Source organism: Arthrobacter sp. RIT-PI-e, assembly GCF_001187915.1.
Lineage (GTDB): Bacteria > Actinomycetota > Actinomycetes > Actinomycetales > Micrococcaceae > Arthrobacter_D.
On record NZ_LGIU01000043.1, the window covers coordinates 184,350 to 208,794 of the forward strand.

A 24,445-nucleotide genomic window follows, 5' to 3' on the forward strand; every position below is an offset into this window, starting at 1 on the left:
GCATCTTCCGGTCCACCCGGGAGGTTGCGACTACTGTCGATGGGGAGCCGACCCCCATCGAAGGAGCCCCGGGCCATGCTGCCACCGCCCTACCTGTCCGACACGGCACCCGGTCGCGGATCGCGTGCACCGGCGCGGTCGTGGTTGCGCACCGATGCGCGGTCCCTGTCCCTGAACGGGGAGTGGCGTTTCCGCCTCTCGCCCCATGCCGCCCTCCCCGACGACGTCGCGGACAGGGCACTGGACGACTCCGGCTGGGCGGGCATCCCCGTCCCGGCCCACTGGGTCCTGGAGGGCGACGGCGCGTGGGGCCGCCCCGCCTACACCAACGTCCGGTACCCGTTCCCGGTGGATCCGCCGTACGTCCCCGACGAGAACCCGACCGGCGACCACCGCCGGTGGTTCGAGCTCCCGGACACCTGGGCGGACGATGCACGGCTGGTGCTCCGGTTCGACGGCGTGGAGTCGATGTACCGGGTCTGGTTGAACGGCACCGAGGTGGGGGTCGCCACGGGCAGCCGGCTGGTGCAGGAGTTCGACGTGACGGGGATGGTCCGTCCCGGGCAGAATCTCCTGGCCGTGCGGGTGCACCAGTGGTCCGCCGCCAGCTACCTGGAGGATCAGGACCAGTGGTGGCTCCCCGGTATCTTCCGGGACGTGACCCTGCTCGAGCGCCCGGTCGGCGGCCTCGACGACGTGTGGTTGCGCACGGGGTGGCGGGAGGGCCGCGGGTGGATCGACCCGGAGATCCGTGCGGCGGACGCGGCCTTCCCGGTCGTGGTGCGCATCCCGGACCTCGGGGTCGAGACGGTGTGGGAGTCGCGGTCCGACGTGGCTCGCATCGACGTGGGCGAGGTGCCGGCCTGGACGGCCGAGACGCCGTCGTTGTCCACGGTGACCGTGGAGGCGCGCGGTGAGACGGTGACGCTGCGTACCGGGTTCCGCAGCGTCGAGATCCGCGGGGACCGTTTCCTGGTGAACGGGAAGCGGGTCGTCTTCCGTGGGATGAACCGTCACGAGACCCACCCGGAACTCGGGCGGGTCTTCGACGAGGCCCACGCCCGCGCGGACCTGGTGCGCATGAAGCAGTTCAACGTGAACGCCATCCGCACCAGCCACTACCCGCCGCATCCCGTACTCCTGGACCTGGCCGACGAACTCGGGTTCTGGGTGGTCCTGGAGTGCGATCTCGAGACCCACGGGTTCGAGGCCTCCGGCTGGGTCGACAACCCGAGCGATGATCCCCTCTGGCGGGACGCCTACCTGGACAGGATCCAGCGCACGGTGGAACGCGACAAGAACCATCCCAGCATCGTGCTGTGGTCCCCGGGCAACGAGGCGGGGACCGGCGCGAATCTCGCGGCCATGCCGGCCTGGGTGCACGCGCGGGACCCCGAGCGGCCGGTCCACTACGAGGGCGACCATGCGGGCGAGTACACCGACGTGTACTCGCGGATGTACTCCTCGCTCCTCGAGACCGAGCAGATCGGCACCGACGGCTCGTCGGCACCCCTGCTGAACTGCACGCCGGCGGAGGCCGCACGTCAGCGGACCAAGCCGTTCCTGCTCTGCGAGTACGCCCACGCCATGGGCAACGGGCCGGGCGCCCTGGACCGGTACGAGGCCCTCACGAGCGCGTACCCGCGGCTGCACGGTGGGTTCGTGTGGGAGTGGCGCGACCACGGGATCCTGACGCACACCGCCGACGGCACACCGTTCCACGCCTACGGCGGCGACTTCGGCGAGGTGCTCCACGACGGCAACTTCGTGATGGACGGCATGGTGCGCTCCGACGACGTACCGACGCCCGGTCTGCACCAGTTCAAGGCGGTCGCCCAACCGATCCGCTTCACGTTCGACGACGACGGCGTGATGGTGGAGAACGCCCGGCACTGGGCCGACACCACGGATCTCGTGTTCACCTGGCGTGCCGAGCACGACGGCCGCCCGGCCGCCGCGGGAACGCTGGAGGTGCCCGGCATCAGTGCGGGCGGGCGGGTCCGTACGGCGCTGCCGTCCTTCCCCGTCGCAGCGGACGCGGAGACCTGGTTCACCGTCGAGGCGGTCCTCGCAGCCGACACGCCGTGGGCCGCAGCCGGTCACGTCGTCGCGACGAGCCAGCTCGATGCATCCGTCGTCCTCCCCGTCCCGGCTCCCCCGCTGCCCGTCACCTGGGCGGAGGCGGCAGGCACCGTGGACCTCGGGATCGCCGAGTTCCGGGACGGTCGGCTGGTCCGGATCGGCGGGGGCCGCACCGCGGGGCCGCGCCCGGAACTCTTCCGCGCACCGACGGACAACGGCGAGGGAGCCGGCGACGTCGCCCCGGCGGTCAGCGATCTGGGCATCCCCGGCGTGTCGAGCGCGGCCCGGTGGCGTGAGCTGGGCCTGGACCGGCTGACGCACCGCGTGGTCCGGGTCCGTGAGGCACCCGGTGCGGCGCAGACCGTCACGCGGGTGTCCCCGGCGGCCGGCACCCACCACGTGACGGTGGAGAGCACCTGGACGGTGGTGGACGGAGCACTCGAGCTCCGCGTGGAGATCACGCCGTCGGCGGGGTGGCCGAGTGTGTGGCCGCGCATCGGCATCCGGTTCGATCTCCCGGACGACGGCGATGCGCCGGACGCGGTCGAGTGGTTCGGTACCGGCCCGCTCGAGTCGTACCCGGACAGCGACCTGGCGGCCCGGGTGGGTCGTTTCGGCTCCACGGTCCATGACCTGTGGTTCGACTACGCCCGCCCCCAGGAGAACGGGCACCGCGCCGGGGTCCGGGAGCTGACCGTCGGCGGCCTGATGCTGACGGTCCTCCCCGACACGCGCGGCCGCCGCCCGGGTTTCGTCCTCAGCCGGCACACCCCCCAGCAGGTCGCCGCCGCCGCGCACCCCCACGAGCTCCCCGCATCCGGTACGACGTACCTGTTCCTCGACGCCGTGCAGCACGGTCTCGGCTCGCGCTCCTGCGGTCCGGACGTGGAGCCGGAGTTCTCCCTCCGCCCCGAGGCGCGCACCATCAGGGTGCGGTTCACGGAGGCGTCCCACCCCGGGCCCGGGTACGGGAGCCCCGGGACCGGCGTGCAGTCGGGGACGGAAGCGGAGTAGGCGGACATCGGATGACCCTGTCCGTGGTGCTTGCGGTTGGCATCACCGGCCGTACTAGGGTTAGGCGATACTGATGTTCCGGGACACCCGTTGCCGGTGACGGAACCGAGAGATCGTAACGCCGAGTGATCATGGCGATCGCCGGCCCCGCTTCAGGAGGATTCAAGGATGAAACGACTCCCACGTCACGGTCGTGCGCCCCGCACGGCCGCAGTGGTTCTCAGCGCGACGACGATCATCGCGCTGTCCGGGTGCTCCGGGTCCGATGCGGGCAGCCCGGAGAGCCTCACCCTGTGGATCTCCTCGAGCGCGGAGCAGCAGGCCGGATACGACACCATCGTGGAGCAGTACGAGGAGGAGACCGGCGTGGCGGTCGAGGTGGTGAACCTCCCCTACGACGGCTACACCACGCGACTGCGCAGCGCAGCCCAGGCCGACGCCCTCCCGGACATCGCCAGCGTCCCGGCCCTCGACCCGATCTGGACCGACGTCCTCGTCGACCTCGACGGGATCGCGTCCAACCCGGACTACAACATCGACGACTCGGTGGTGGCGAAGGACGACGACGGGAAGGTGCTCACCATCCCCACGGACGTCACGGCATCGGGGATGTTCATCAACAAGTCCCTGTTCGACGAGGCGGGCGTCGCGTACCCCACCGATCCTGAGCAGACCTGGACGTGGGACGAGTTCCTCGACGCCACCACCGAGGTCCGGGAGAACACCGACGCCCAGTACAACCTCATCTTCGACGGCTCCCCGTCGCGGCTGCGCGCCCTGCAGTACCAGATGGGCGGCAACGCCATCCAGGCGGACGACAGCGGCGTGTTCTCCACCAACGACGAGACGCTGGGGATCTACGAGTACTTCAAGACCATGAACGACGACGTCATCATGCCGAGGTCCGTATGGACCAGCGGTGCGGACCCGAACGCCCTGTTCAAGAGCGGCCAGGTCGCGGCCTACTTCTCCGGTGTGTGGCAGATCGCCGACTTCGCCGCCACCATCACCGACTTCGAGTGGGCGGCCGTGCCGGCTCCCGCACAGCCGGTCCACGCGACCGACCTGAACTTCGGCGGCCTCGCGGTCGCCTTCGACAACTCCGACGAGCGGGGCCAGGCGGCCTACGACTTCCTCGACTGGATGTACACGCCGGAGAACTACAAGGTGCTCGTCGAGGCCAACGGGTTCCTCCCCGTGGAGACGGGACTGGACATCGAGTACCCGTTCGAGTCCCAGACGGCCATCGACGGCTTCGACCTGTACAACAAGGAGATCGAGCTGGCCGATCCCATCTCGAGTTCCTTCGGACTCGCGCAGATCAGGTGGGCGCTCGACGGGAAGTCGCTCTCGGACGACCCCACGGTCCCCCAGATGGGCGCGTTCATCAACGACCAGCAGGACGCCGGAACCACGCTCGAGAACATCATCGCCGGCTACAACGATCAGGTCGGAGGCGAGTAGCACGTGATCAGCCAGGCCGCGGCCGCCCCGGTGGCGACGGCACCGCCCCTCGGGGCGCCCCGGCGGCGATCCTCGTTCAACCGCTACCGCCTCGCCCCGCTGATCCTCATCTCGGGGAACGTCGTCCTGTTCGCCCTGTTCTTCGTCTGGCCCGGGGCCATCGGCTTCATGTACTCGTTCACGGACTACCGGGGCATCGGTGACGCGGACTTCGTCGGTCTGGAGAACTACCGGGCACTGTTCGAGGACACCGCGTTCTTCGCCGCGTTCACGCGCACGCTGTTCTACGCGGTGATGACCGTACCGCTGACCTACGTGCTCTCCCTGGCCGTGGCGAGCCTGCTGGTCAGCAAGTTCACCCGGGGCAAGGGCGTGGCCCGGGTGATCTTCTTCATCCCCTGGCTCCTCTCGCCGATCGTGACCGGGGTGATCTGGCGGTGGATGTTCGGGGAGAACTTCGGGCTGGTGAACTTCCTCATCCAGAGCATGGGCGGCAGCAGCGTCCTGTGGCAGTCCGACGCGAACCTGTCGCTGATGGTGGTGGTCCTCGCCAGCGCCTGGGGCGGCATGGCGTTCAACATGCTGCTGTTCATCGCCGCCATCAAGAACGTCCCGACGGAGTACTACGAGGCCGCGGAACTCGACGGCGCGAACTCGTGGGCCAAGTTCAGGAACATCACCCTCCCGGGCATCGCCCCGACCTCGTTCCTCGTGATCCTCCTCTCCACCCTCGGGGCGATCAAGGAGTTCGCGATGATCCAGGCGCTCAACAGCGGTGGCCCCGGCACGGAGAACAACCTCCTGGTGCAGTACATCTACCGGTCAGGCTTCCAGAACGGTCAGGTCGGCTACGCCAGTGCCGCGTCGATGGTGCTCATGGCCATCCTGCTGGTGATCGCGCTGGCCCAGCTGTGGGTCAACAAGAGGAGGTCGGCGAACCGATGAGCTCCATCCTCCGGCGGAAGCCGACCACGAGACCGATCAGGAAGCGGGCCTCGACCCGGAGTTCCCAGGACTCGCTGCGCGGCTCGAAGGAGCGCACCCAGGCCGTGGCGGCCACGGCCCTGCTCTGGGTACTGGTGGCGGCCTTCGGGTTCCCCGTCATCTGGTTCGTCCTCAGCTCGGTCAAACCGGCGGGGGAGCTGTTCTCCTACCCGCTGAGCCTGTGGCCCAGCCGCTTCGACTTCTCCGGGTACGCCACCGCCTGGCAGAACTACGACTTCTACCAGTACTTCCGCAACACCATGATCGTGGCGGTGGTCACCACGGTCCTGACCGTGTTCGCGAGCGCGTGCACCGGGTACGCGCTGGCCAAGTACTCAAACCCGTGGCTGAAGGTCTTCTTCGTCTGCATCCTCGCCACCACCATGCTGCCCACCGAGGTGATCCTCTCGCCCACCTTCCTGGTGATCCGCGACCTCGGCCTGTACAACCAGCTGAGCGCACTGATCATCCCGTCCGTCATCACGGCCACCGGGATCTTCATGTTCCGCCAGTTCTTCCTGACGGTGCCCGACTCCCTGGTCGATGCCGCCCGGATCGACGGCGCCGGCGAACTGGGCATCTTCCTGCGGATCATGCTGCCGTTGTCGCGACCGATCATCGTGACCCTGGCGATCTTCTCGTTCCAGTGGCGGTGGGACGACTACATCTGGCCCCTGATCGTCCTCAACGATCCTCGGCAGTTCACCCTGCAGATCGCGATCCAGTCCATCGTCGGTGCCGAGAATGTGAACTGGTCGGTGCTGCTGGCCGCCTCGGTGATCTCGATCGTCCCGCTGGTCCTGCTGTACATCGTGTTCCAGAAGTACGTGATGGGGGCGGACATCAACGCAGGGCTCAAGGAGTAGGCACCTCCGGGTGCGTCCACGAGGTGGTGTCGGCGGAAGTCCGCCGGCACCACCTCTTCCAGGTGCCGGGTCAGGCGACGGCGATCCTGAGGGTCACGATCTCGAAGGGACCGACGTCGAGGGTCACCGGTTCCCCTGGGCTCCAGGGGAGCGAATCCTCCGGGGTCAGGGCGCGCTCGAGCAGATCGACCTGCGCGACCCGCACCGCGTGCTCCGGCAGCCGCAGCCGCATCCTCGTCCGGCCGCCCACGCGTTCGGCCACCCGCACGATGAGATCACCCGAGCGGTCGTGCGCCTGCTTGACCGCCTCGACGAGGGCCGTCGTCTCCCCGACCGACTGCACGAGGGGGGCGCAGGCGTGGTCCCCGGACACGGTGCGGGTCAGTCCGTTGAGGTGGTATCCCACGGCACCGGTCTCGAGGATCCCGCCGACCACCAGGGCGCTACGGAAGTAGTACCTGCCCTCGTCCGCGGCGGGATCCGGGAACAGGGGTGCCCGGAGCAGCGACTGCCGCACCGTCGTGAACGGCCTGCCCCCACCGGCGGTGCCGCGCGTCACGTCGTGCCCGTAGGAGGAGTCGTTGACGATCCCGACGCCGAAGCCGGGCTCCTCGACGTGCACCCACCGGTGGGCGCACACCTCGAAGCGTGCCTCGTCCCACGAGGTGTTGGTGTGGGTGGGTCGCCAGACATGGCCGAAGGCGGTCTCGGACGCGAAACGCTCGGCGTGGACGTCCAGCGGGAACGCGAGTTTCAGGAGCTTGTCGTGCTCGTGCCAGTCCACGGTGGTGTCGAAGCGGATCGTGCGTGCTCCCGGCTCCAGGGTGATGCGCTGGGTGACCGTGGACCGCGAGAAGACGCGTTCGGCCACGACGCTCGCCGAACCGTCCTCCCCCCGCTCGACGCGGAGTCCCTCGCACATGGTGAGGTCGCGGGTCGTGGCACGGTAGGTCGGGTCCAGGTTCCAGGCATCCCACTGCGACGGGGTGTCCACGTGGAGCTGGAGGAGGTTCGCCACCGTACCGGCGGGGACGATCTCCCTGCCCCGGCCCAGCTCGAGCACGCCGACCACCAGACCGCGGGAGTCGACGGTGACCGCGAGGTGCTCGTTGGTGAGCACGTGGCCGCCGTCGACGTCGTCGACCGTCACCGCCGTCGGGTGCGGTTCGGCGACACCGACCGCCCCGGAGGGGACGCCGTGGCCGCCGAACGGCGAGGAGTCGGCGGTCAGCAGCGTGTCACCGTCACCGGTGAGGCTGCGGAGGGCGACGGCGATGATGTCCTCCAGCGCGCGGGCCACCTGCTCGTAGGCCTGCTCGGCCTCACGGTGCACCCAGGCGATCGCGGTGCCGGGGAGGATGTCGTGGAACTGGTGCAGGAGGACCGTCTGCCACGCCGCGTCGAGCTCGTCGTGGGGATACGGGGCGCCGGTCCGCAGGGAGGCGGTGGTCGCCCAGAGCTCGGCCTCCCGGAGGAGGTGCTCGCTGCGGCGGTTCCCCTGCTTGGTGCGCGCCTGCGAGGTGAGGACCCCGCGGTGGAACTCGAGGTACAGCTCCCCCATCCAGACGGGGGCGGCGGCGTACTCCTCGCGTGCACGTGCGAAGAACCGGTCGGGGGTGGTGATCTCGATGGTCGGTGATCCGTCGAGATCCTGCAGCAGCTCGATCCGCCGGAGCATCTCCCGGGTGGGTCCGCCGCCGCCGTCGCCGAACCCGAAGGGCAGCAGGGAGGACGACGCCGGCCCGTGGTCGCGGAAATTGCGTTCCGCCCTGAACAGCTCGCGCGGGGTGATGTCCGAGCTGTAGGTGTTCACCGGGGTCTGGTGGCCGAGCACGCGCGTGCCGTCGTTCCCCTCCCAGGAGAAGATGCTGTGCGGGAAGTCGTCGGTGTCGTTCCAGCACAGTTTCTGGGTGAAGAACCACGTGCCCCCGACACCGCGGATGATCTGCGGCAGGGCGGCCGAGTACCCGAAGGAGTCGGGCAGCCACGCTCCCGTTGTCTGGACCCCGAACTCGCGCCGGAAGAACTCGGTCCCGAGGAGGAACTGACGGATCAGGGCCTCCCCGCCGGGCATGTTGGTGTCGGACTCGACCCACATCCCTCCGACCGGAATGAACCTGCCCTCGGCCACCCGTGTCCGCACGCGCTCGAAGAGGTCCGGGTACCGCTCCTTCACCCAGGCGTACTGCTGGGCGGAGGAGGCGACGAAGATCAGCTCCGGGTCCGTGTCCATCCGGTCGAGGACGTTCGAGAACGTCCGCGCCACCTTGCGGACCGTCTCCCGGGTCGGCCAGAGCCAGGCGGAATCGATGTGGGCGTGTCCCGTCGCCATCAGGTGGTGCGCGGATCGTGCCGCCGGGGGGTCGAGCACGGGCTGCAGGGCCGCCAGGGCCGCGGGCGTGCCGGCCGGGATGTCGTCCGGGTCGAGCCGGGCGATCACGTTCTCGAGGGCGTGCAGGATCTCGGCGCGCCGCGGGGACGTGGGGGCCAGTTCCGCGGCCAGCTCGGCGAGCACCTGCACCTGCAGGTCGAGGCGCTCCACCGCTTCGTCGACGACGGAGATCGAGAACGCCCCCAGCCGGTACAGCGGATGTGCCGGGGCAGTGGCGCGGTCGCCGTACGGGTTCGGCGCGAACGCTGCGGCGCCCTTGAAGTCGTCGCCGCCCGAGAAGTCGGGGTTCGAGGCCGCCTCGACGTAGAACACGAGCCCGTCACCGGGGGCGGCGTCGACCGGCACATGATGGTTGCGCGGTTCCAGGCCCTTCACGATCCGCCCGTCCGGCAACCACACCAGCCCCTCGCACTGGAAACCCGGTTTGGCCGGACCGAACCCGAGATCCATGGACGCCTCGAGACGGGTGCCCTCCGTCAGGTCCTCGTGCCAGGCCGGGGGGACGGCGCCGGTCCCCCTGAACCAGCTGGTGCCCCACGGCAGACCCCAGGGAACCCCTGGGGTCGTGGGGGCGAAGTCCTGGGCGGACGCCTCGTCGAACGGTACCGGTTCCCCCGGGGCGTCCCACCGGGAGACACCCAGTTCGGCGCTCCTCCGCCGGATCGCTGTCGAGAGGTGGTCCCGCCGGAAGCGGCCGATCCACGCGAGTGCCTGCTCATGGTCCTGGTGCACGCGTCATCCCCTCTCGACGGTGAGCTGGAGGGTGTACGTGCCCGGTGAGCGCCCGGTGATGTACACCTTGGGGCCGGCGACGGCGTCGGTCCCCCCGAGGAAGGAGTAGTCCTGCCCCGGCCGGTACAGCGGCGGTGTGTCCGGGGATGCAGCGAGGCCCGGACCGAAGCGGATCGTGTCCGCTCCCGCACGGTACGTCCCCGTCCCGGACACCAGGTGCGTCCCCGTCGCCGCGTCGATCGGCTCCACGCCCTCCAGGACACCGCCGGGCACGAAGCTCAGTTCCAGGGCCCAGGCCACCTCGGGGCCGTGGAAGGAGAACGTCAGTTCGGCGCCTGCCGCGGTGGGCGCCACCACCACGGTGGTGGTCAGGCTCACCGTGGTGGTGGCACGCTCACCGAAGGACATCGACGCCGAGAACCGGCCGTCGTCCGAGAGCTCGTAGGTGCCCTCGGGTGAGCGGAGGTGCGCGGGGAGGGGCTGGAAGTACGCGGCGCTCACGGTCTCGCCCAGTCGGTAGCGCCTGCCCGCCCCCGAGCCGCCCACGACGCCGGGACCCTCGGCGCCCTCCATGATGTCGAGTCCCTCGGCGCGGAACGGCCCGAGACCGAAGAAGTCCCGTGAGAGGCGCACGGAGTCGAGGATCGCCCCGCCCGCGAAGAGGCGGGCGAAGGTGGGGTTGTTGGCCAGGCCGGAGCGGATGGTGCGGAAGGCCGGGTAGTCGGAGCCACCGTAGGTGACCAGGGTCCGGACGGGTGAGGTGTCGGTGGCCAGGCGCACCCGGGAGGCCAGGGTGCTGCGTTCCGCGGCCGGAGGGACCGGCGCGGGCAGAACCCGGGCGAGGTGCGGGTGGAGGAGGGCCTCCGTGAGCAGCGTCCCGGGCTCGGCCGGGCCCTGCCGTGCGGCGAGGGTCGCGGCCCAGGCGAAGGCGGCTCGGTCCCGTTCGATCGCGAGACGACGGTACTGCAGCAGGAAGGGCGCGAGCGGGTAGGTGCCGTTCTGGTCCTGACGGCGGGACTGGACCGTCTCCACGGATCCGTCCGGGCGGATCAGGTCGAGGGTGGCGGTCAGGTTCCGCTCGACGAGATCCCGGAGTCCGGGGAGCCCGAACACCTCGGGGAGGACGGGCAGTGCCGGGTTGGAGACGTGGGCGGCGTAGTTGGGGCGGCGCTCCGAGTAGAAGCCGGCGGGGTCGATGTCGACCCCCCCGCGAGCCACTCCTCGGCCCGTGCGCGCAGTGCCGGGTCGGGCCGGTTCCGGTGGAGACGGGCCAGCGCCGCGCTGATCTCCCAGCGGTGGTTCGGTGTGTGCACTCCCCCGGTGAGCAGGGCCGGCGTCGCGGCGTCGATGATCGTCCTCAGGCGTGCTCGCAGGGCGGCCAGGTCCGTGGACGGCGGTGCCGTGTCGGTGAGCAGGATCTGCGCGTCGGCCAGGTCGTTCAGGCTGAAGGCCGAGTCGGGGGGCGAGTCGACGTTGTCGCCGCCGACGAAGAGGCCCGAGGTGCCCTGCTGGGCGATCAGGCCGTCGAGGTGGTCCCGGGCGAGGTCCAGCACCTCGGCGGACCGGTGGAACGCGGAGGCGTCCGCCCGGTGGCAGGAGACGAGGAGCTTGACCCGGCTCGCCAGGACCCGGTGCGGAAGATGACGGATGCCTCCGCGCGCACTCCCGAGGAGCGACCTCGCGCCGTCGTCCGCGGCGGAGACGATCGAGGCGAGGAACTCCCGGTCCGTCCCGGCGCCCGGTGTCCCAGGGCGGTTGTCCGCAAGCACGGTGTATCGACTCCCTCATCGGCCACGGCGTGCCGCTCTCCTCCACGTCCTCACCAAACTAGCCCACGCGGGGACGGGGACCAATCCTCCGGGGCACGACGGCGGCGGCGTCACCGGGGCGTATCAGCCGAGGTCGAGGTGGGTCCAGCGCCCTCCGAGCATCGTGGCCGAGACCTCGAAGGAGCGCAGTGCGGCGTCGTCGGCGTCGAGCGGATCCGCCCCCGTGACCACGAGGTCCGCGACGCACCCTTCCTCGAGCGTGGTGCGCCCACCGGTCGACGCCGCGAGGGCCACCGAGGAGAGGACGCGCTGCTCGGGGTGCCACGGGTCCCTCCCGTCCCGTGAGCGGGAGATCGCCGCGGCCATCGAGATCCACGGGTCCAGCGGTGCCACCGGCGCATCCGAGCCGAGCGTGATCTGCGCCCCGGCGGCGACCAGGGACCCGAAGGCGAAGGCGCGGTCGGTCCGGCCCGCCCAGTAGTGGTCCGCGACGTCGCGGTCGTCCATCGCGTGCTCCGGCTGCACGCTGGCGATCACGCCGAGTCGCCGGAAGCGCTCGAAGTCGCCCGCGGCCACGAACTGCGCGTGCTCGATGCTGCCGCGGCAGCCCACGGTCTCGAACGCATCGAGCGCGGCCGAGTTCGCGGCGTCCCCGATCGCGTGCACCGCGGGGACCAGGCCGGCGGAGGACGCCCGGCGCAGGTGCTCGACGAGCTCGTCCTGCTCCACGAGGAACAGTCCCCGGCCCTCCTCCGCTCCCGGCGTGGAGGGGTACGGATCGTGGCAGTAGGCGGTCCGCGTGTTCAGCGACCCGTCGGTCATGAGCTTGAACGGGCCCATGGTGACCAGTCCGTCGGTGCCGGGGATGACGTCGCCGGTCCGCAGACCCCGGGCGATGATGGCGTCCAGATCGTACGCGTACACCCCCGTCCGGACCCGGAGACTCCGGGTGCCGCCGGCCGCCCGCCGTGCCCAGCGGTCCACCGAGAGCGTCATCTCCAGATCGGTGATGCCCACCGCGCCGCGGGCCGCCGCGGCGCGGGCGGCGTCGGCCACCCAGCCGTCGAGCTGCTCCTCGGAGACGGCGCTGATGCGCCTGTTGACGTCGAAGGCCGCCTGCTCGCGGAGCAGCCCGGTGGGGGAATCGGTGTGCCCGTACCGTGCGAGGGCGGCCGAGTTCAGCCAGAGGCTGTGGAGATCCTTGCTGACCAGCACCACGGGGGTACCGGCGGTGCCGTCGTCGAGCAGGTCCTTGCCCGGTGCATCCGGCCAGAGACCGTCCTGGAATCCGTAACCGATCAGGATCTGCCCGGTCCCGGGCGGGTCGGAGCGCAGCCGGTCCCGTACCAGGGAGGCAGCCGCGGCGGCCGAGCCGGCTGCGGACACGTCGAGGCGCCGGCGCACCAGGGCCCACTGGTCCAGGTGCACGTGGGAATCCCACAGTCCGGGTGACACCCACCGACCGTCGAGGTCGACGACGTCGGCTGCCCCGGGAGTGATGCTTGCACCGATGCGCGCGATCCGCCCGTCCCGGACGAGGACGTCCTGTGGTTCCCCGGGTCCGCCCACCAGTCGCGCCGAGCGCAGCAGGAGACCGCCAGCGCCCGTCATCGCCGCACCCGGCGCATCTCGCGTGCGAGCGCGGGGTTGCGGTAGTGCTCGCCGTGCTCGAGCTCGTCGATGACGCGGCCCGCCACGCCGGGGGCCTTGTCCTGGCTGAGTTTCGCCCGCGCGTCGACGCGGGTCACCCGCAGGCGGATCCCCACCGTGCCCCGCGCGATCCGCCGTGACGCTCCGGGGTCCAGGGCCAGCGAGCTCGGGGAGGGCATGACCTGCTCGAAGGTGTCCACCAGGTCCCCGAGCACCCGGATGTTCTCCTCCTCGGAGAGGAGCTCGGGCGTGCCGTACAGGTGCGCGGTGACGTGGTTCCACGTGGGGATGATCTGGCCCTCCGGGTACCAGCCGGGCGAGATGTAGCCGTGGGGTCCCTGCACGATCACCAGCACCTCGTGCCGCCCGAGTTCGTGCGCCGCCTCGTCGGGGCGGCCCACATGGGAGACGAGACTGATGGCGTCGTCGTCGTTCCCCTCCAGCAGCACCGGGTAGTGGGACGCCACCATCCCCGCGGCCGTCGACGAGACGAGCGTGGCCCAGGGGTTCTCGCGGATCAGCCGCTTGACCTCGTGGATGTCGGAGAGCACGTACTCCGGTGTGGGAAGCATGGTCCTCAGTGTGGCACCACGGGTGCGGATCACCGGGGAGGATTACGCTCCCATCCCGCCGCAGGGCACGATGGGAATGGATGCTCCCGGGCATCCCCTCGTGACACCGACCCGAAGGACGCCCATGACCCTCTCCGGCGCCGACCGCACCGCCGTCCTCACCCGGGCCGCCCCCTACCTCGGGAGCTGGCTCGCCTTCCAGGGCGCGTACCGTGGAACGGTGGGCATCCAGGCCGCGCTGCGGGTGGACGACGACGTCGTGCTGGACACCGCGTGGGGCACCGCGGACCTCGTCACCGGCGAGGCGCTCACCACCTCGCACCTGTTCCGGATCGCCTCGCACTCGAAGACCATGACGGCCACGGCCGTGCTGCAGCTCGTGGAGCAGGGCGCCCTCCGGCTCGACGACGCCGTCAGCACCTGGGTGCCCGAGCTCGCGGACGCGCCCATCGCCGCCGTCACGCTCCGTGCCCTGCTCGGGCACAACGCCGGCGTGATCCGCGACGGCGCGGACAACGACTTCTGGCAGCGCGGCGGCGAGTTCCTGGACCGGGAGGCACTGCTGACGGAGTGCCGCGAGAACGGGGAGGTGTACGGGACGGACGAGTACTTCAAGTACTCCAACGTCGGCTACTCGCTCCTGGGACTGGCCATCGAGGCCGCGAGCGGTCAGTCCTACAACGAGTACGTGCGGGCCACCATCGTGGACCGGCTGGGTCTCGTGGATTCCGGGCCGGAGTACGACGCCGGACGGGCCGCGGAGTACGCCGCAGGGCACACCGGTCTCACCATGGCCGGCGACGAGCGCCGGCGGATCGAGCACGTGGACACGCGCGCCATGGCGGCTGCGACCGGCTGGTTCTCCACCGCCGCCGAACTGACCCGCTACGGTGCCGCACACTGGTTCGGCGACGAGACCCTGCTGTCCGATCCCTCCAAGCGGCTGCTGCAGCGCGAGGAGACCACCGTCCGTGCCCACGGGCGCGACCTCGGCCGGTACGGGCTCGGCTTCGAGCTCCGCACGGTGGGCTCACGGGAGGTCGTGGGGCACAGCGGCGGATATCCCGGGCACATCACGCGCACCTGGATCGACCCGAAGGACTCGCTGGTGCTGAGCGTGCTCACCAATGCGGTGGACGGACCGGCGGACGCCCTGGCCACCGGGCTACTGCAGCTGATCGAGCTCGCGCTCGCGGAGGTCCCGGACGAGGAGCGGCACTCCCCCGAGGACCTCGCCCCGTACACCGGCCGGTTCGCCAACCTGTGGGGCGTCACGGACATCGTGGAGCTCGGCGGGCGGCTCGTGACGATCAACCCCCGGTTCCCCGAACCCGCCGTCGCCCACCAGTTCCTGGAGGTGCTGGGCGAGGACGAGTTCCGCTCGGAGCGCGTGCCCGGCTTCGGCGCCACGGGCGAGCCCGTACGGTTCACCCGCGATGGGGCCGGGGAGATCACCACGGTGACCCTCGGCGGGATGACGCTCTGGCCGATCGAGACCTACCGTGCGGCCCTGGCGTCAGGGAACCCCGTGGAGACGCTCGGGGCCATGTCGCTGTGATGACGGCGCTCGGAACCAGCCTCGCCTGAGACGGGCCGCAAGGAAGAGCCGGACGGGAAGAGCCGCGTTACCCGCAGGCCACGCCGTCGTTGTTGCCGTCGAGCCTCGACCGGAAGCCCGGCTGCCCCTCGCGGATCGGGGCGGCACCGGCCGCGCGGACGGCGTCGCAGTTCTCGTAGTACGGCTCCGGGGCAGCGGGGGCCGGGGGCTCCTGCGTCTCCACCGGCGCAGGGCCGGAGGACGGCGGGATCGACGGCGTTCCCTGATCGGTCGGTGTGGGAGTGTCGCCGCAGTCGTCGAGGATGTCCGCCATGGCGTCGTGCTCGGCCTGCGTGACCCACAACGTGTAGGTGGCCTTCACCGAGATCTGGCGCGCCACGTACTCGCAGCGGTACTCGCGGTTCGGCGGCAGCCACGTCGCGGCGTCGCCGTCGCTCTTCTGCCGGTTCGCGGGTCCGTCGGCTGCCTGCAGATTCCGTGGATCGTTCGCGAGGGCCAGGCGCTGGGCCGCGCTCAGCTGCTGGGCACCCTTCTGCCAAGCGTCGGACAGCGCCACCACGTGGTCGATCTGCACCCTGCTGCTGGTGTCCTGGCCGCGCCGGAAGTCGATGACCGTCCCCGTGTAGGGGTCGTCCAGGGTGCCCGACTGCACCCGGCAGTTCGCGGGGTCCGTGTAGACCACGTCCGTGAGGTCACGCGTGAGGATGTCGTTGCGGGTGTCACAGCCGTTGCGGTCCACATCGGCCCACGCCGGCCCGAACTCCTCGCGGCTGTACCCGGTCTTCGGCGCGCGACCCTTGATCGGCAGGGTCTCCAGCTCGGCGAGTGCGGCGGTGTCCGGGGCGCTCTGCTGCGGCAGGGTGATCGCCGCACCGGCCAGGAGGGCGACGACGGCGATCCCCGCGGTGATCATGCCGGCTTTCCGGCCGGTGAGGCGCGCCCACGAGGGGCGGCCGGTGACCGCCGTGTAGAGCCCGGTGGCGAGGACGAGGAGCGCCACCGCGATGATCCCGCCGCCCAGGCCACCACTGACGAGACCGATGACCACGGCGAGGAGGGCGAGACCGATCAGGATCATCGTGGACCGGCGGATCGGTCCCCGCGTGGTGGGACCCGGCCTGTCAGGGCCGGACGGGGAGGATGACGTGGGGATGATGGCCCCTGGCAGGTCGATGAAGTGTCCGGAGAAGCCTACCTGTCGAGCGCTGTGGACAGGACGCGGGTTCCCCCAAGGTCACCTCGTCCGCGCCTCCCCAGGAGCCAGACTCCACCTCACGCGGACGAGTGCGACCGGACAACCTCGCGATCCTGGTCTGCAGCATGGCCGAGGATTGTTCGTCGACCCGACCTATTCGCAGCCCACGCCGTCGCCGTCTCGGTCGAACTTCGGCTGGAAGCCGGGCTGCCCCGCGTAGATCGGCGCGGCACCCGCGGCGCGTACGGCGTCGCAGTTCTGGTAGTACGGCGCCGGAGCAGCGGGGGCCGGGGCCACGGGCGCCGGAGGGCGGGGGCGGGCGGGGCAGGGGCCGGTGCGGGCGCGGCGGCCTCGCAGGCCACTCCGTCGCCATCACGGTCCAGCTTCGGGGAGTACCCGGGCGAGCCGATCACCATGTTGGAGTACCCCGCGTTCGCGGCCTCGGTGCAGTTGGCGAACATGTCCGTCACCACGGGCTCAGGGGCGGGCGTCTCCACCGGGGCCGGCGGAGGAGCGGGGGGCGGCGCGGGGGCGGGGGGCAGGACGGACGGCGCCACCTGGTTGGTGGGCGCGAGGATGCCGTTGCAGTCGGAGAGCACGCGGGCCATGGCATCGTGCTCGGCCTGCGTGACCCACAGGGTGTAGGTGGCCTTCACCGAGATCTGGCGCGCCACGTACTCGCAGCGGTAGCCGCGGTTCGGCGGCAGCCACGTGGCGGCGTCGCCGTCGCCCTTCTGCTGGTTCGCGGGTCCGTCGGCGGCCTGCAGGTTCAGCGGATCGTTCGCGAAGGCCAGGCGCTGGTCGGCGCTCAACTGCTGGGCACCCTTCTGCCAGGCGTCGGACAGCGCCACCACGTGGTCGATCTGCACCTTGCTGCTGGTGTTCTGCCCGCGCTGGAACGCGATGACCGTCCCCGTATAGGGGTCGTCCAGCGTGCCCGACTCCACCTTGCAGGGCACCGAGTTGGTGTGCACGACGTCCGTCAGGTCGCGGTTCAGCATGTCGTTGCGGGTGTCGCAGCCATTACGGTCCACATCGGCCCACGCCGGCCCGAACTCCTCGCGGCTGTACCCAGTCTTCGGCGCGCGGCCCTTGATGGGCAGCGTCTCGAGCAGGGCGAGCGCGGCGGTGTTCGCGGCGGGCTGGTCCGACGGTGCCGCCGGGTCGCCGTCCACCTCGGCCACGGTGTCGGAGTCGAGCGGGGCCACGTCCGCCGTTGCGGTCGAGCTGGGTGTCGCCGACGACGTCGGCCTCGATGACGGCGTCGCGGAGGCCGTAGGTGTCGCCGTCTGGCTCGGGGTGCTGCTGGGAGTCGGTTCGGTGCTCGGCTCGGTGCTCAGCTCGGCCGCTGCGGTCTCCTCGGCGACGGCGGTGGGCACCGTCTCCTCCGCCGGCGCGATGGCCGCTCCGACCAGGAGGGCGCCGACGGCGGCCCCCGCGGTGATTCCTCCGGCCCTGCGGCCGTTGAGACGCGCCCACGAGGGACGGTCGGTGACCGCCGTGTAGAGCCCGGTGGCCAGGGCGAAGAGCGCGGCCATGATGAGGCCACCGCTCAGCCCGCCGCTGATGAGGCCGATCACCACGACGAAGAAGGCGAGACCGGCCACGATGGCCGTGGACCAGCGGATCGGTGTCCTCGTGCCCGGCTCGTTCTGGGCAGGCGGGAAAGATGGAGTGGTGATGGTGGTCCCCGGAGTCGATGAAGCGCTGCCGACTCGGCGCGCTGAGAAATTGCTGCACTCAGCCTAGGGCTCCTCCTGACCGGAGAAGGGATTACTTTCCTCAGCTTCGGCTCAGGTTATCCGCAAGATTCTGGCCGACGAACCGACGGAGCAGACTCTCGCTGTCAGCCACGGGACTATCATCCCGGCCGTGGATCCGCGTGGTGGCGCCCCCTTGTAGACGGAAATCGACGGCCGGAAGCAACCACCGGCAGCCCCCTGTCCCCCTTTTCGCTCTTACGTCGACAAGTATGAATTCGTGCTACAACTCTGGATGTCACCGCGCCGACATGATCCGCGCGTCAGAACACTTCCAAGGGGAAATCATGAAGAAGAGCACTGCCTCCATCACGCTCGGCGCCGTAGCCGGTCTCACGCTGCTGTCCGCATCGCCGGCCCTGGCTGCACCGATCGTTTTCCAGAACTGCACACAGGCAGCCAACGCCGGTGTCTACAACATCCCGGCCGGGTTCCCAGGTTATGGCACGCACCTCGATCGTGACCTCGACGGAATCGGCTGCGAGAACGGCAACTTCGCGTACAACCCCGACCTCGTTCCGGACGACAGCGCTCCCGTCCCGACCCCGGCTCCGACCGTCGCGCCGGGGACGCCGGTTGGGCCGCAGGTCGTGCAGATGCCCATGGGTGGAGCCGAGACCGGCATCGCACAGAAGCCCGCCGACAACACGGCAGCTCTCGCCCTCGGCGCCGGCCTCGTCCTGGCCGCAACAGCAGGTGGCACGTTCGTGGTCCGTCGTCGGTCCGCCCACGTCTGACCTTCGGATGAATCCCGGCTGATCGCACCTGAAGCAGCATCAGCCGGTTGCCATCGAGGCCGCCGCAGGAGCACTTGCGCTCCTACGGCGGCCTTCGTCATCACATGAGTCGGGGCCCGACGATCAGAGCGGCGCGATCCTGCCCACCGCGTCGCCGACCCGCTCGTAGGCCCTGCCCACCCGGAGCACGGTCTGCTCCGCGAAGGGCCTGCCCATGATCTGCAGGCCCAGCGGCAACCCGTCGGCGGAGAAGCCGCACGGCACTTGGAGAGACGGCAGACCGAAGAGGTTCGCCGGGATGGACAGCCGCCCAAACTCCACCCCCGCATCCTCGCTGCTCCCGTCCGGCCGCGAGCGCTCGGTGTCCTCGGCCGGGAGTGCGGGGCAGAGCACCGTGGGGGCGATGATCACGTCCACCGACCGCATCAGCTCCTTCCACCCCTCCTTCATCAGCTGCCGGAACCGCAGCGCGTCGATGTAGTCGGTGGCGAGGATGGTCTCCCCCACCTCCAGCAGACCGCGGACCTGCTCCGTGAACAGCTCCGGCGTCTCCCGCAGGGCCCGCCGGTGGTAGGCGCTGGCCTCGGGCATCATGATCCCCGCGATCACCGCGCCCAGGTGCTCGACGTGCGGGATCTCGACCGGCACCACGACGGCGCCCTGATCCTCGAGCACCCGCACGGCGGTCCGCACGGCCTGGTCGGTGTCGGCGTCGAGGTCCTCGGTGAAGAAGTTCGTGGGGACGCCGATGCGCAGCGCGTGCACGCCGTCGTCGATCCCGTCGGTGAAGTCCGGGACCGCACGGTTCGCGGACCCGGTGTCGCGGGGGTCGTACCCGGCGATGGCGTTCAGCACCAGGGCGGCGTCGGTGACGTTGCGGGTCAGCGGGCCCACGTGGTCGAGCGACCACGCCAGCGATGCCACCCCGGTACGGGACACCCGCCCGTAGGTGGGCTTCAGGCCCACGGTCCCGCAGAACGACGCCGGGATACGGATGGACCCGCCGGTGTCCGACCCCAGCGCCACCAGCACCCCGCCGTAGGCGATCGCCGCGGCGGAGCCCCCGCTGGAGCCACCGGTCATGCGGGTGAGGTCCCACGGGTTGAAGGTGGTGGGGGTGACTCCGCCGTAGGCGAACTCGTGCGTGTGGGTCTTGCCCACCATCACCATGCCGGCGTCGGCGAGCTTCTGCACCACGGCGGCGTCGCTGTCCGGGATGTGGTGCTGCCGCACCTTCGAGCTCGCGGTGGTGGGGACCCCGGCGGTGTTGATGAGGTCCTTGATGCCCACGGGGATGCCGTGCAGCGGACCACGATGCCGGCCCTGCCGGATCTCGGCGGTGGCCCGCTCGGCCTGCTCGAGCGCAAGGTCGGCGGTCACGGTGGCGAACGCGTGGACGCGGGGTTCGACGGCGTCGATGCGGGCCAGCGCCGACTGCGTGAGTTCCAGCGGTGTCAGCTCACCGGAGGCGAGGGCGGCGGAGGCTTCGGTGAGCGGGAGTTCATACGGTTGCACGGGTGCTCCTCAGTCCCAGGACGCGTCGAAGGACGTGGCCGGGGCGGTCTCCCCGAGGTCGACGGCGGCGAGGGTGCGCAGCTTCGCGTGCGTCGGTGCCGCTGCAGCAGCCAATGCGGAGAGGCGCTCGGGCGAGAGGGTCAGCAGGGTCTGCTCGGTCACGGCCTCGACGAACGCGGTGCTGGGGGAAGGATCGCTCATGAGTCGACCGTAGCGCCTCCGGGAAGCGCGAACCGCACGTTCACGGGCTTCGACGTCGTCCTTCCTGGGGTGGTCCTCGGAGTTGCAATCGCATCGGCTCACCCCTCAGCTCCGCGCTGACGTCAACCTCCCGGTGGGTAGTGCTCGTTCGGGGGATCTGATCTAGGTTGGCCCTGGCGCCACACACGGCGCGAACAGTTCCCCCGAACGCGAGGACCCTTGATGAAGAGGACTGCACTGATCGTGTGCACACTCCTGCTGGTGGGGTGTTCCTCCCCCGCCCCGGAGGCCGCGGCTCCCGGCGCACCGCCCTCTTCCGCAGCACCTGCTGCGGACACCGCAGACGCCGCACCGTGCCGGGCACTGATCGGCGACGACGGCGGGCTGGTGTCCGAGTCCGCGCGGTTCCTGAGCGGCGTGTCCGAGCTCGACGACACCACGGCCACGGAGGCCGCGGCCCTCGCCGGGAATCTGGAAGGCGTGGGCGAGACGTCCTCGGAGGATCTTCGCGAGCTCCTGACCGTCATGCAGGAGCCCTTCCGGGAGATGCAGCGAGCCTACGCGGCCGGCCGGCGCTTCAGTCTCGACCCCGACGGGTACAAGGCCGCCGCCAACGAGGTCATCGCCCTGTGTGAGCCGCAGGTGTAGGGCAGCGCGTCGGCCGAGACGGTGCCGGCGGGAATGGCTGCCCGAGTTCGTTCGTGGAGAGGGGAGGACATCTCCTGATCTGCAGCAGGAGGCCAGGCACCTCGACGACAAGGACAGGCATCACCTTTCTTCCAGCCACCACCGCCGACGGATCACAACCGTCGTTCGTCTCCCACGATCACACGAGGGCGTACGCACGATGAGCAGCACTCGTACAGGAAGAATGCGGCGGAGCGCCCTGCCAGCCCTCATCGGAGTGCTCGTCCTGGGCCTGCTCGGGATCATGGCCGTGATCCTCGGCCCTGCGCTGCTCGGCACCCTGCGCTCGGAGGGAGGCGCCCTCCTCGCCGGACCGGAGTGCACGGTCCGGACCCTCGACGGCGAGGTGGGACTCACCCGCGACGAGGCCCAGCGGGCGACGACGGCGGTTGCCCTCCGCGCTCGCGGCGCGGAGGCGCCGGACACCTCGGACCTCGACGACGGCGTCCTGCGCAGTCTCGCGGAGGGTCCGGCGGACGACGCCGGGCCGGTGCTGAGTTGCAGAGGCTCCGCGGCCACCGATCTGCCCGAGGAGGACCTGACCGAGACCGGTCTGATACCCCGTGCCGACCAGGTGCGCGTGGCGATGGCCGAGGTGTTCGGCGACCAGAGCCTCGGTGGATTCGCTCCGGGCGGTGTGGGTGAGGGGCACGGCGGGGATTCGACGCATTACAGCGGGCGGGCCATCGACGTGTTCTTCCGGCCCGTCACCGAGGAGAATCGACGGCAGGGCTGGATGCTGGCGCACTGGCTGGTAGCTCACGCCGAGGACCTGGACATCCAGTACGTCATCTTCGACGACCAGTTCTGGAGCAGCCACCTCGCCCGCGGACAGTGGCACCCCTATGATGCCCCGGCCCCCGCGAACGAGATCCTGCGCCACCTCGATCATGTGCACGTCGATGTGCTGCGCGGCGGGGACGGCTGACGGTACTCATACCATCGGTCAAGGTCGCAACCGATGGTATGGGTACGCGACGGTATCGATTAAGAGGAGCGGATTCGTCCGAGAGTTCGACACGGCTGTAGGTAGAAAACGACGTTGCTACAGTTGCCGTGGAGGTCCCATGACAACGACTCCACACCGTGAATTCCGTGATCAGAGCAGTAGGATCCTTGAGCGCGTCAAGAACGGCGAGACCATCAGCGTCACTGAGAATGGCGAAGTAATGGCAACGCCCCTCCCGCCGTCGCGCACGCCCTTCGAGCAGCTCCTCCGTTCGGGAAGAATTCTTCCTGCAACACCCTACAAACTCGACTTCCGGGCCCTGTCGCGAATCACCATTCACGAAACCACCACGCACCTCCTTGCCGATTGCCACGGGGAAGAATGAAGTTCACCGTCAAGCGTGCGGGCTGAGTCACAGCCACGCCACGACATCTTCAACCAGATCGCATGATCGACTGCCCCAGTGTGAGCCCGAGCTCTGATGTGGCACCAGGCAGGGTTCGCGCCTCCTCCGTAGAAAATTGGTGCAGCCAGACGACGACAAGCACTTACCTCAGCTTTCGCTCAAGGTTGGTCAAGGTCCGCCGACGTCCAAATGAAGCCGGTCAGCACAAATTGCCCGTACTGACCTGAGAATTAATGGCTGAAGAGCAGTGAATACGTGATTCAACCTGTCGGAATCGCCGCCCGACGACGAACTGGCATGTTCAGCACCGAGAAAGCACGCGGGAAACAAGAGCATCATTCCGTGCTAGAAATCTGACGTTGCCCATGCAGTGGACCGAACAACTCTCCAGCCTGTCCCCACCGTATGCCGCCTCAGCCCTACCCGTACCCGCAGAAGAAGACCGATGACACCTGTTCGACTCCCCCGCCTCGCCACGGCAGGCTTTTTGTCCGTTGCGGTTCTCACCTCGACACTGACTGCCTGCACGTCCTCCACTACTCCCGAGGCTTCAGACGAAACAGTGGCCGGCTATCAGCCGGGCACCGTGGTGCGCGTGATCGACGGTGACACCCTCGTCATCAACTTCGACGATGCCGACCAGACGGTCCGCCTGCTCAACGTGGACACCCCCGAGACGAAGCATCCCGACAAGCCCGTCGAGTGCCTGGGCCAGGAGGCCACCGAGAAGCTCGAATCGCTGACTCCTCCGGGCACGCGGGTGGGGCTGGACTTCGACGTCGAGCGGACCGACAGGTACGACCGCGTGCTGGCCGCCGTCTTCGTCGAGGACCAGACCCTCGTCAACGCCGAACTCGCACGTGTGGGGTTGGGCGTTCCGATGCTCGTCGAGCCGAACAGGAAGTACTACGACGCAGTACAGGACGCGTATGAGGAAGCCACGGCGCAGGCCGTCGGTCTGCTGGACCCGGCCGCAGGTTGCACCCTCCCCGCCGAGATGGACGACGTCGTCGAGACTCTCGCCGCGGCAACCGACGCCCCCGTGGGTGAGACGAGCTCTGCTGCGGCTGCAACCGCGGCAGGCATCCTCGCGGCTCTCACGGCTGCGAAAGCTCTGCGGGAATCGCTCGAAGCAGGTAAGGACACCGTTCGGGTCGTCGCCCTCGGTACCGATCGTGCTGCAGCCCTGCTACGGGACCTCGACTCCCGGATCGCGGATGGAGAACGTGCACTGGCCCCCGCCGATACCCAGACCGCCACGCTGAAGGACGCTGAAACTCCCGCCGAACGGGAACGCGTGGAGGCGGAGAAGGCGGCCCGAGCAGCGGCAGCGGAGGCCAAGGCTGTAGAAGCCGCACGGGTCGCGGCCGAACGCGTCCAGGCCGAAGCCGCGGAGGCCGCTCGCCTCGACGCCGAACGCGTCCAGGCGGAGGCGAATGCCCGCATCGAAGCAGACCGGCTGGCCGCCGAAGCTGCTGCGGCCGCGGAGCGCGAACGCATCGCAAATCTTCCACCCGCACCCGCACCGGCGCCGTATGTTCAGCCAGCACCGGCCCCGGCACCCCCTGCTGCGGATCCGTACCCCGGCTACACCGGTCCTCGCTGCTACCTACCCGGCGGCAAGACCTACCGTCCCTGCTGATCGCAGAGGCAGAGCACCGGTTCAGCCGATACCCGAAGAACGACGGCGGGCCGGTCACCAATGTGACAGGCCCGCCGTCGTGCACCGGAACCTAGAACGTGCGGATCGGGATCTCTGCCGGGTCCAGCAGCAGCGACTCGATCTCGTCGTCGAGGTTCACCAGGGGGGGGGAGGCACCCGCCATGTCCAGGGACGTGCAGTACTCCCCCACGTAGCTGCGGCCGCGGCCGGTGCGCCGGCCCCCCCGGGCCGCCGGCGCCTGCGCGGCGC

18 protein-coding genes are annotated in these 24,445 nt (G+C 69.9%); 10 read left to right on the forward strand and 8 right to left on the reverse strand.

Features of this window, described 5'->3' with window-relative positions; all coding sequences use genetic code 11:
• Positions 1–75: 75 nt before the first annotated feature.
• The 4 genes from AC792_RS05160 (at position 76) to AC792_RS05175 (ending at position 6,410) form a co-directional block, all read left to right on the forward strand.
• Complete coding sequence (locus AC792_RS05160; RefSeq protein ID WP_200903366.1) at positions 76–3,096, forward strand: glycoside hydrolase family 2 TIM barrel-domain containing protein; 3,021 nt, start codon at positions 76–78, stop codon at positions 3,094–3,096.
• A gap of 168 nt (positions 3,097–3,264) precedes the next feature.
• Complete coding sequence (locus tag AC792_RS05165; protein WP_049829476.1) at positions 3,265–4,560, forward strand: ABC transporter substrate-binding protein; 1,296 nt, start codon at positions 3,265–3,267, stop codon at positions 4,558–4,560.
• Between the two features lie 3 nt (positions 4,561–4,563).
• Positions 4,564–5,505, forward strand: coding sequence for a carbohydrate ABC transporter permease (locus AC792_RS05170; protein WP_235436382.1), 942 nt, complete (start codon positions 4,564–4,566; stop codon positions 5,503–5,505).
• Complete coding sequence (locus AC792_RS05175) at positions 5,502–6,410, forward strand: carbohydrate ABC transporter permease (protein ID WP_049829477.1); 909 nt, start codon at positions 5,502–5,504, stop codon at positions 6,408–6,410. Before AC792_RS05170 ends, AC792_RS05175 begins: the two co-directional genes overlap by 4 nt.
• A gap of 70 nt (positions 6,411–6,480) precedes the next feature.
• Here AC792_RS05175 and AC792_RS05180 read toward each other — a convergent pair whose 3' ends face one another.
• The 4 genes from AC792_RS05180 to AC792_RS05195 form a co-directional block, all read right to left on the reverse strand.
• Positions 6,481–9,534: an alpha-mannosidase gene (locus AC792_RS05180; protein ID WP_049829478.1), complete on the reverse strand. Its 3,054-nt coding sequence runs from the start codon at positions 9,532–9,534 to the stop codon at positions 6,481–6,483.
• A 3-nt stretch (positions 9,535–9,537) separates the two neighbouring features.
• Entirely contained in the window at positions 9,538–10,752 is a 1,215-nt protein-coding gene (locus AC792_RS05185; protein ID WP_082177434.1) for a hypothetical protein, read from the reverse strand.
• Between the two features lie 674 nt (positions 10,753–11,426).
• The gene (locus AC792_RS05190; protein WP_049829479.1) at positions 11,427–12,914 is read right to left on the reverse strand and encodes an amidohydrolase; all 1,488 of its coding nucleotides are present in this window, start codon (positions 12,912–12,914) and stop codon (positions 11,427–11,429) included.
• Positions 12,911–13,525 carry an FMN-binding negative transcriptional regulator gene (locus tag AC792_RS05195; protein ID WP_049829480.1) on the reverse strand — a complete coding sequence of 205 codons (615 nt, stop codon included), beginning with the start codon at positions 13,523–13,525 and terminating at the stop codon, positions 12,911–12,913. The genes AC792_RS05190 and AC792_RS05195 overlap by 4 nt, the downstream gene beginning before the upstream one ends.
• A 124-nt stretch (positions 13,526–13,649) precedes the next feature.
• Between AC792_RS05195 and AC792_RS05200 the strand changes: the two genes are divergently transcribed.
• Complete coding sequence (locus AC792_RS05200; RefSeq protein WP_049829481.1) at positions 13,650–15,083, forward strand: serine hydrolase domain-containing protein; 1,434 nt, start codon at positions 13,650–13,652, stop codon at positions 15,081–15,083.
• 67 nt (positions 15,084–15,150) lie between these two features.
• Here the strand turns inward: AC792_RS05200 and AC792_RS05205 are convergent, their stop codons facing one another.
• Entirely contained in the window at positions 15,151–16,161 is a 1,011-nt protein-coding gene (locus AC792_RS05205) for a GmrSD restriction endonuclease domain-containing protein (RefSeq protein WP_082177437.1), read from the reverse strand.
• 194 nt (positions 16,162–16,355) lie between these two features.
• Positions 16,356–17,885 (reverse strand): GmrSD restriction endonuclease domain-containing protein, encoded by a 1,530-nt coding sequence (locus tag AC792_RS17995; protein ID WP_442853600.1) that lies wholly within the window; start codon positions 17,883–17,885, stop codon positions 16,356–16,358.
• 440 nt (positions 17,886–18,325) lie between these two features.
• On the opposite strand from AC792_RS17995, the gene AC792_RS17695 reads away from it, so the two are divergent.
• Positions 18,326–18,775, forward strand: a complete 450-nt coding sequence (locus AC792_RS17695; RefSeq protein WP_049829482.1) for an excalibur calcium-binding domain-containing protein — start codon at positions 18,326–18,328, stop codon at positions 18,773–18,775.
• 123 nt (positions 18,776–18,898) lie between these two features.
• Here the strand turns inward: AC792_RS17695 and AC792_RS05220 are convergent, their stop codons facing one another.
• Together AC792_RS05220 and AC792_RS05225 are read right to left on the reverse strand one after the other, a co-directional pair.
• Complete coding sequence (locus tag AC792_RS05220) at positions 18,899–20,290, reverse strand: amidase (RefSeq protein ID WP_049829483.1); 1,392 nt, start codon at positions 20,288–20,290, stop codon at positions 18,899–18,901.
• 9 nt (positions 20,291–20,299) lie between these two features.
• On the reverse strand, positions 20,300–20,491 hold the full coding sequence (locus AC792_RS05225; RefSeq protein WP_049829484.1) for a hypothetical protein: 192 nt from the start codon (positions 20,489–20,491) through the stop codon (positions 20,300–20,302).
• A gap of 222 nt (positions 20,492–20,713) precedes the next feature.
• On the opposite strand from AC792_RS05225, the gene AC792_RS05230 reads away from it, so the two are divergent.
• The 4 genes from AC792_RS05230 (at position 20,714) to AC792_RS05240 (ending at position 24,175) form a co-directional block, all read left to right on the forward strand.
• Entirely contained in the window at positions 20,714–21,139 is a 426-nt protein-coding gene (locus AC792_RS05230; RefSeq protein WP_049829485.1) for a hypothetical protein, read from the forward strand.
• A gap of 223 nt (positions 21,140–21,362) precedes the next feature.
• Positions 21,363–22,106: a hypothetical protein gene (locus tag AC792_RS05235; RefSeq protein WP_082177441.1), complete on the forward strand. Its 744-nt coding sequence runs from the start codon at positions 21,363–21,365 to the stop codon at positions 22,104–22,106.
• A 139-nt stretch (positions 22,107–22,245) separates the two neighbouring features.
• Positions 22,246–22,512: a type II toxin-antitoxin system Phd/YefM family antitoxin gene (locus AC792_RS16235; RefSeq protein WP_082177443.1), complete on the forward strand. Its 267-nt coding sequence runs from the start codon at positions 22,246–22,248 to the stop codon at positions 22,510–22,512.
• Positions 22,513–23,095: 583 nt separating this feature from the next.
• Complete coding sequence (locus AC792_RS05240; RefSeq protein ID WP_049829487.1) at positions 23,096–24,175, forward strand: thermonuclease family protein; 1,080 nt, start codon at positions 23,096–23,098, stop codon at positions 24,173–24,175.
• The last annotated feature ends 270 nt before the right edge of the window (positions 24,176–24,445 follow it).

Coding starts and splice junctions, on each gene's coding strand:
- AC792_RS05160 (WP_200903366.1), top strand. CDS start 76: ATGCTGCCACCGCCCTACCTGTCCGACACGGCACCCGGTCGCGGATCG.
- AC792_RS05165 (WP_049829476.1), top strand. CDS start 3,265: ATGAAACGACTCCCACGTCACGGTCGTGCGCCCCGCACGGCCGCAGTG.
- AC792_RS05175 (WP_049829477.1), top strand. CDS start 5,502: ATGAGCTCCATCCTCCGGCGGAAGCCGACCACGAGACCGATCAGGAAG.
- AC792_RS05190 (WP_049829479.1), bottom strand. CDS start 12,914: ATGACGGGCGCTGGCGGTCTCCTGCTGCGCTCGGCGCGACTGGTGGGC.
- AC792_RS05195 (WP_049829480.1), bottom strand. CDS start 13,525: ATGCTTCCCACACCGGAGTACGTGCTCTCCGACATCCACGAGGTCAAG.
- AC792_RS05200 (WP_049829481.1), top strand. CDS start 13,650: ATGACCCTCTCCGGCGCCGACCGCACCGCCGTCCTCACCCGGGCCGCC.
- AC792_RS05205 (WP_082177437.1), bottom strand. CDS start 16,161: ATGATCCTGATCGGTCTCGCCCTCCTCGCCGTGGTCATCGGTCTCGTC.
- AC792_RS17695 (WP_049829482.1), top strand. CDS start 18,326: ATGAAGAAGAGCACTGCCTCCATCACGCTCGGCGCCGTAGCCGGTCTC.
- AC792_RS05225 (WP_049829484.1), bottom strand. CDS start 20,491: ATGAGCGATCCTTCCCCCAGCACCGCGTTCGTCGAGGCCGTGACCGAG.
- AC792_RS05230 (WP_049829485.1), top strand. CDS start 20,714: ATGAAGAGGACTGCACTGATCGTGTGCACACTCCTGCTGGTGGGGTGT.
- AC792_RS05235 (WP_082177441.1), top strand. CDS start 21,363: ATGCGGCGGAGCGCCCTGCCAGCCCTCATCGGAGTGCTCGTCCTGGGC.
- AC792_RS16235 (WP_082177443.1), top strand. CDS start 22,246: ATGACAACGACTCCACACCGTGAATTCCGTGATCAGAGCAGTAGGATC.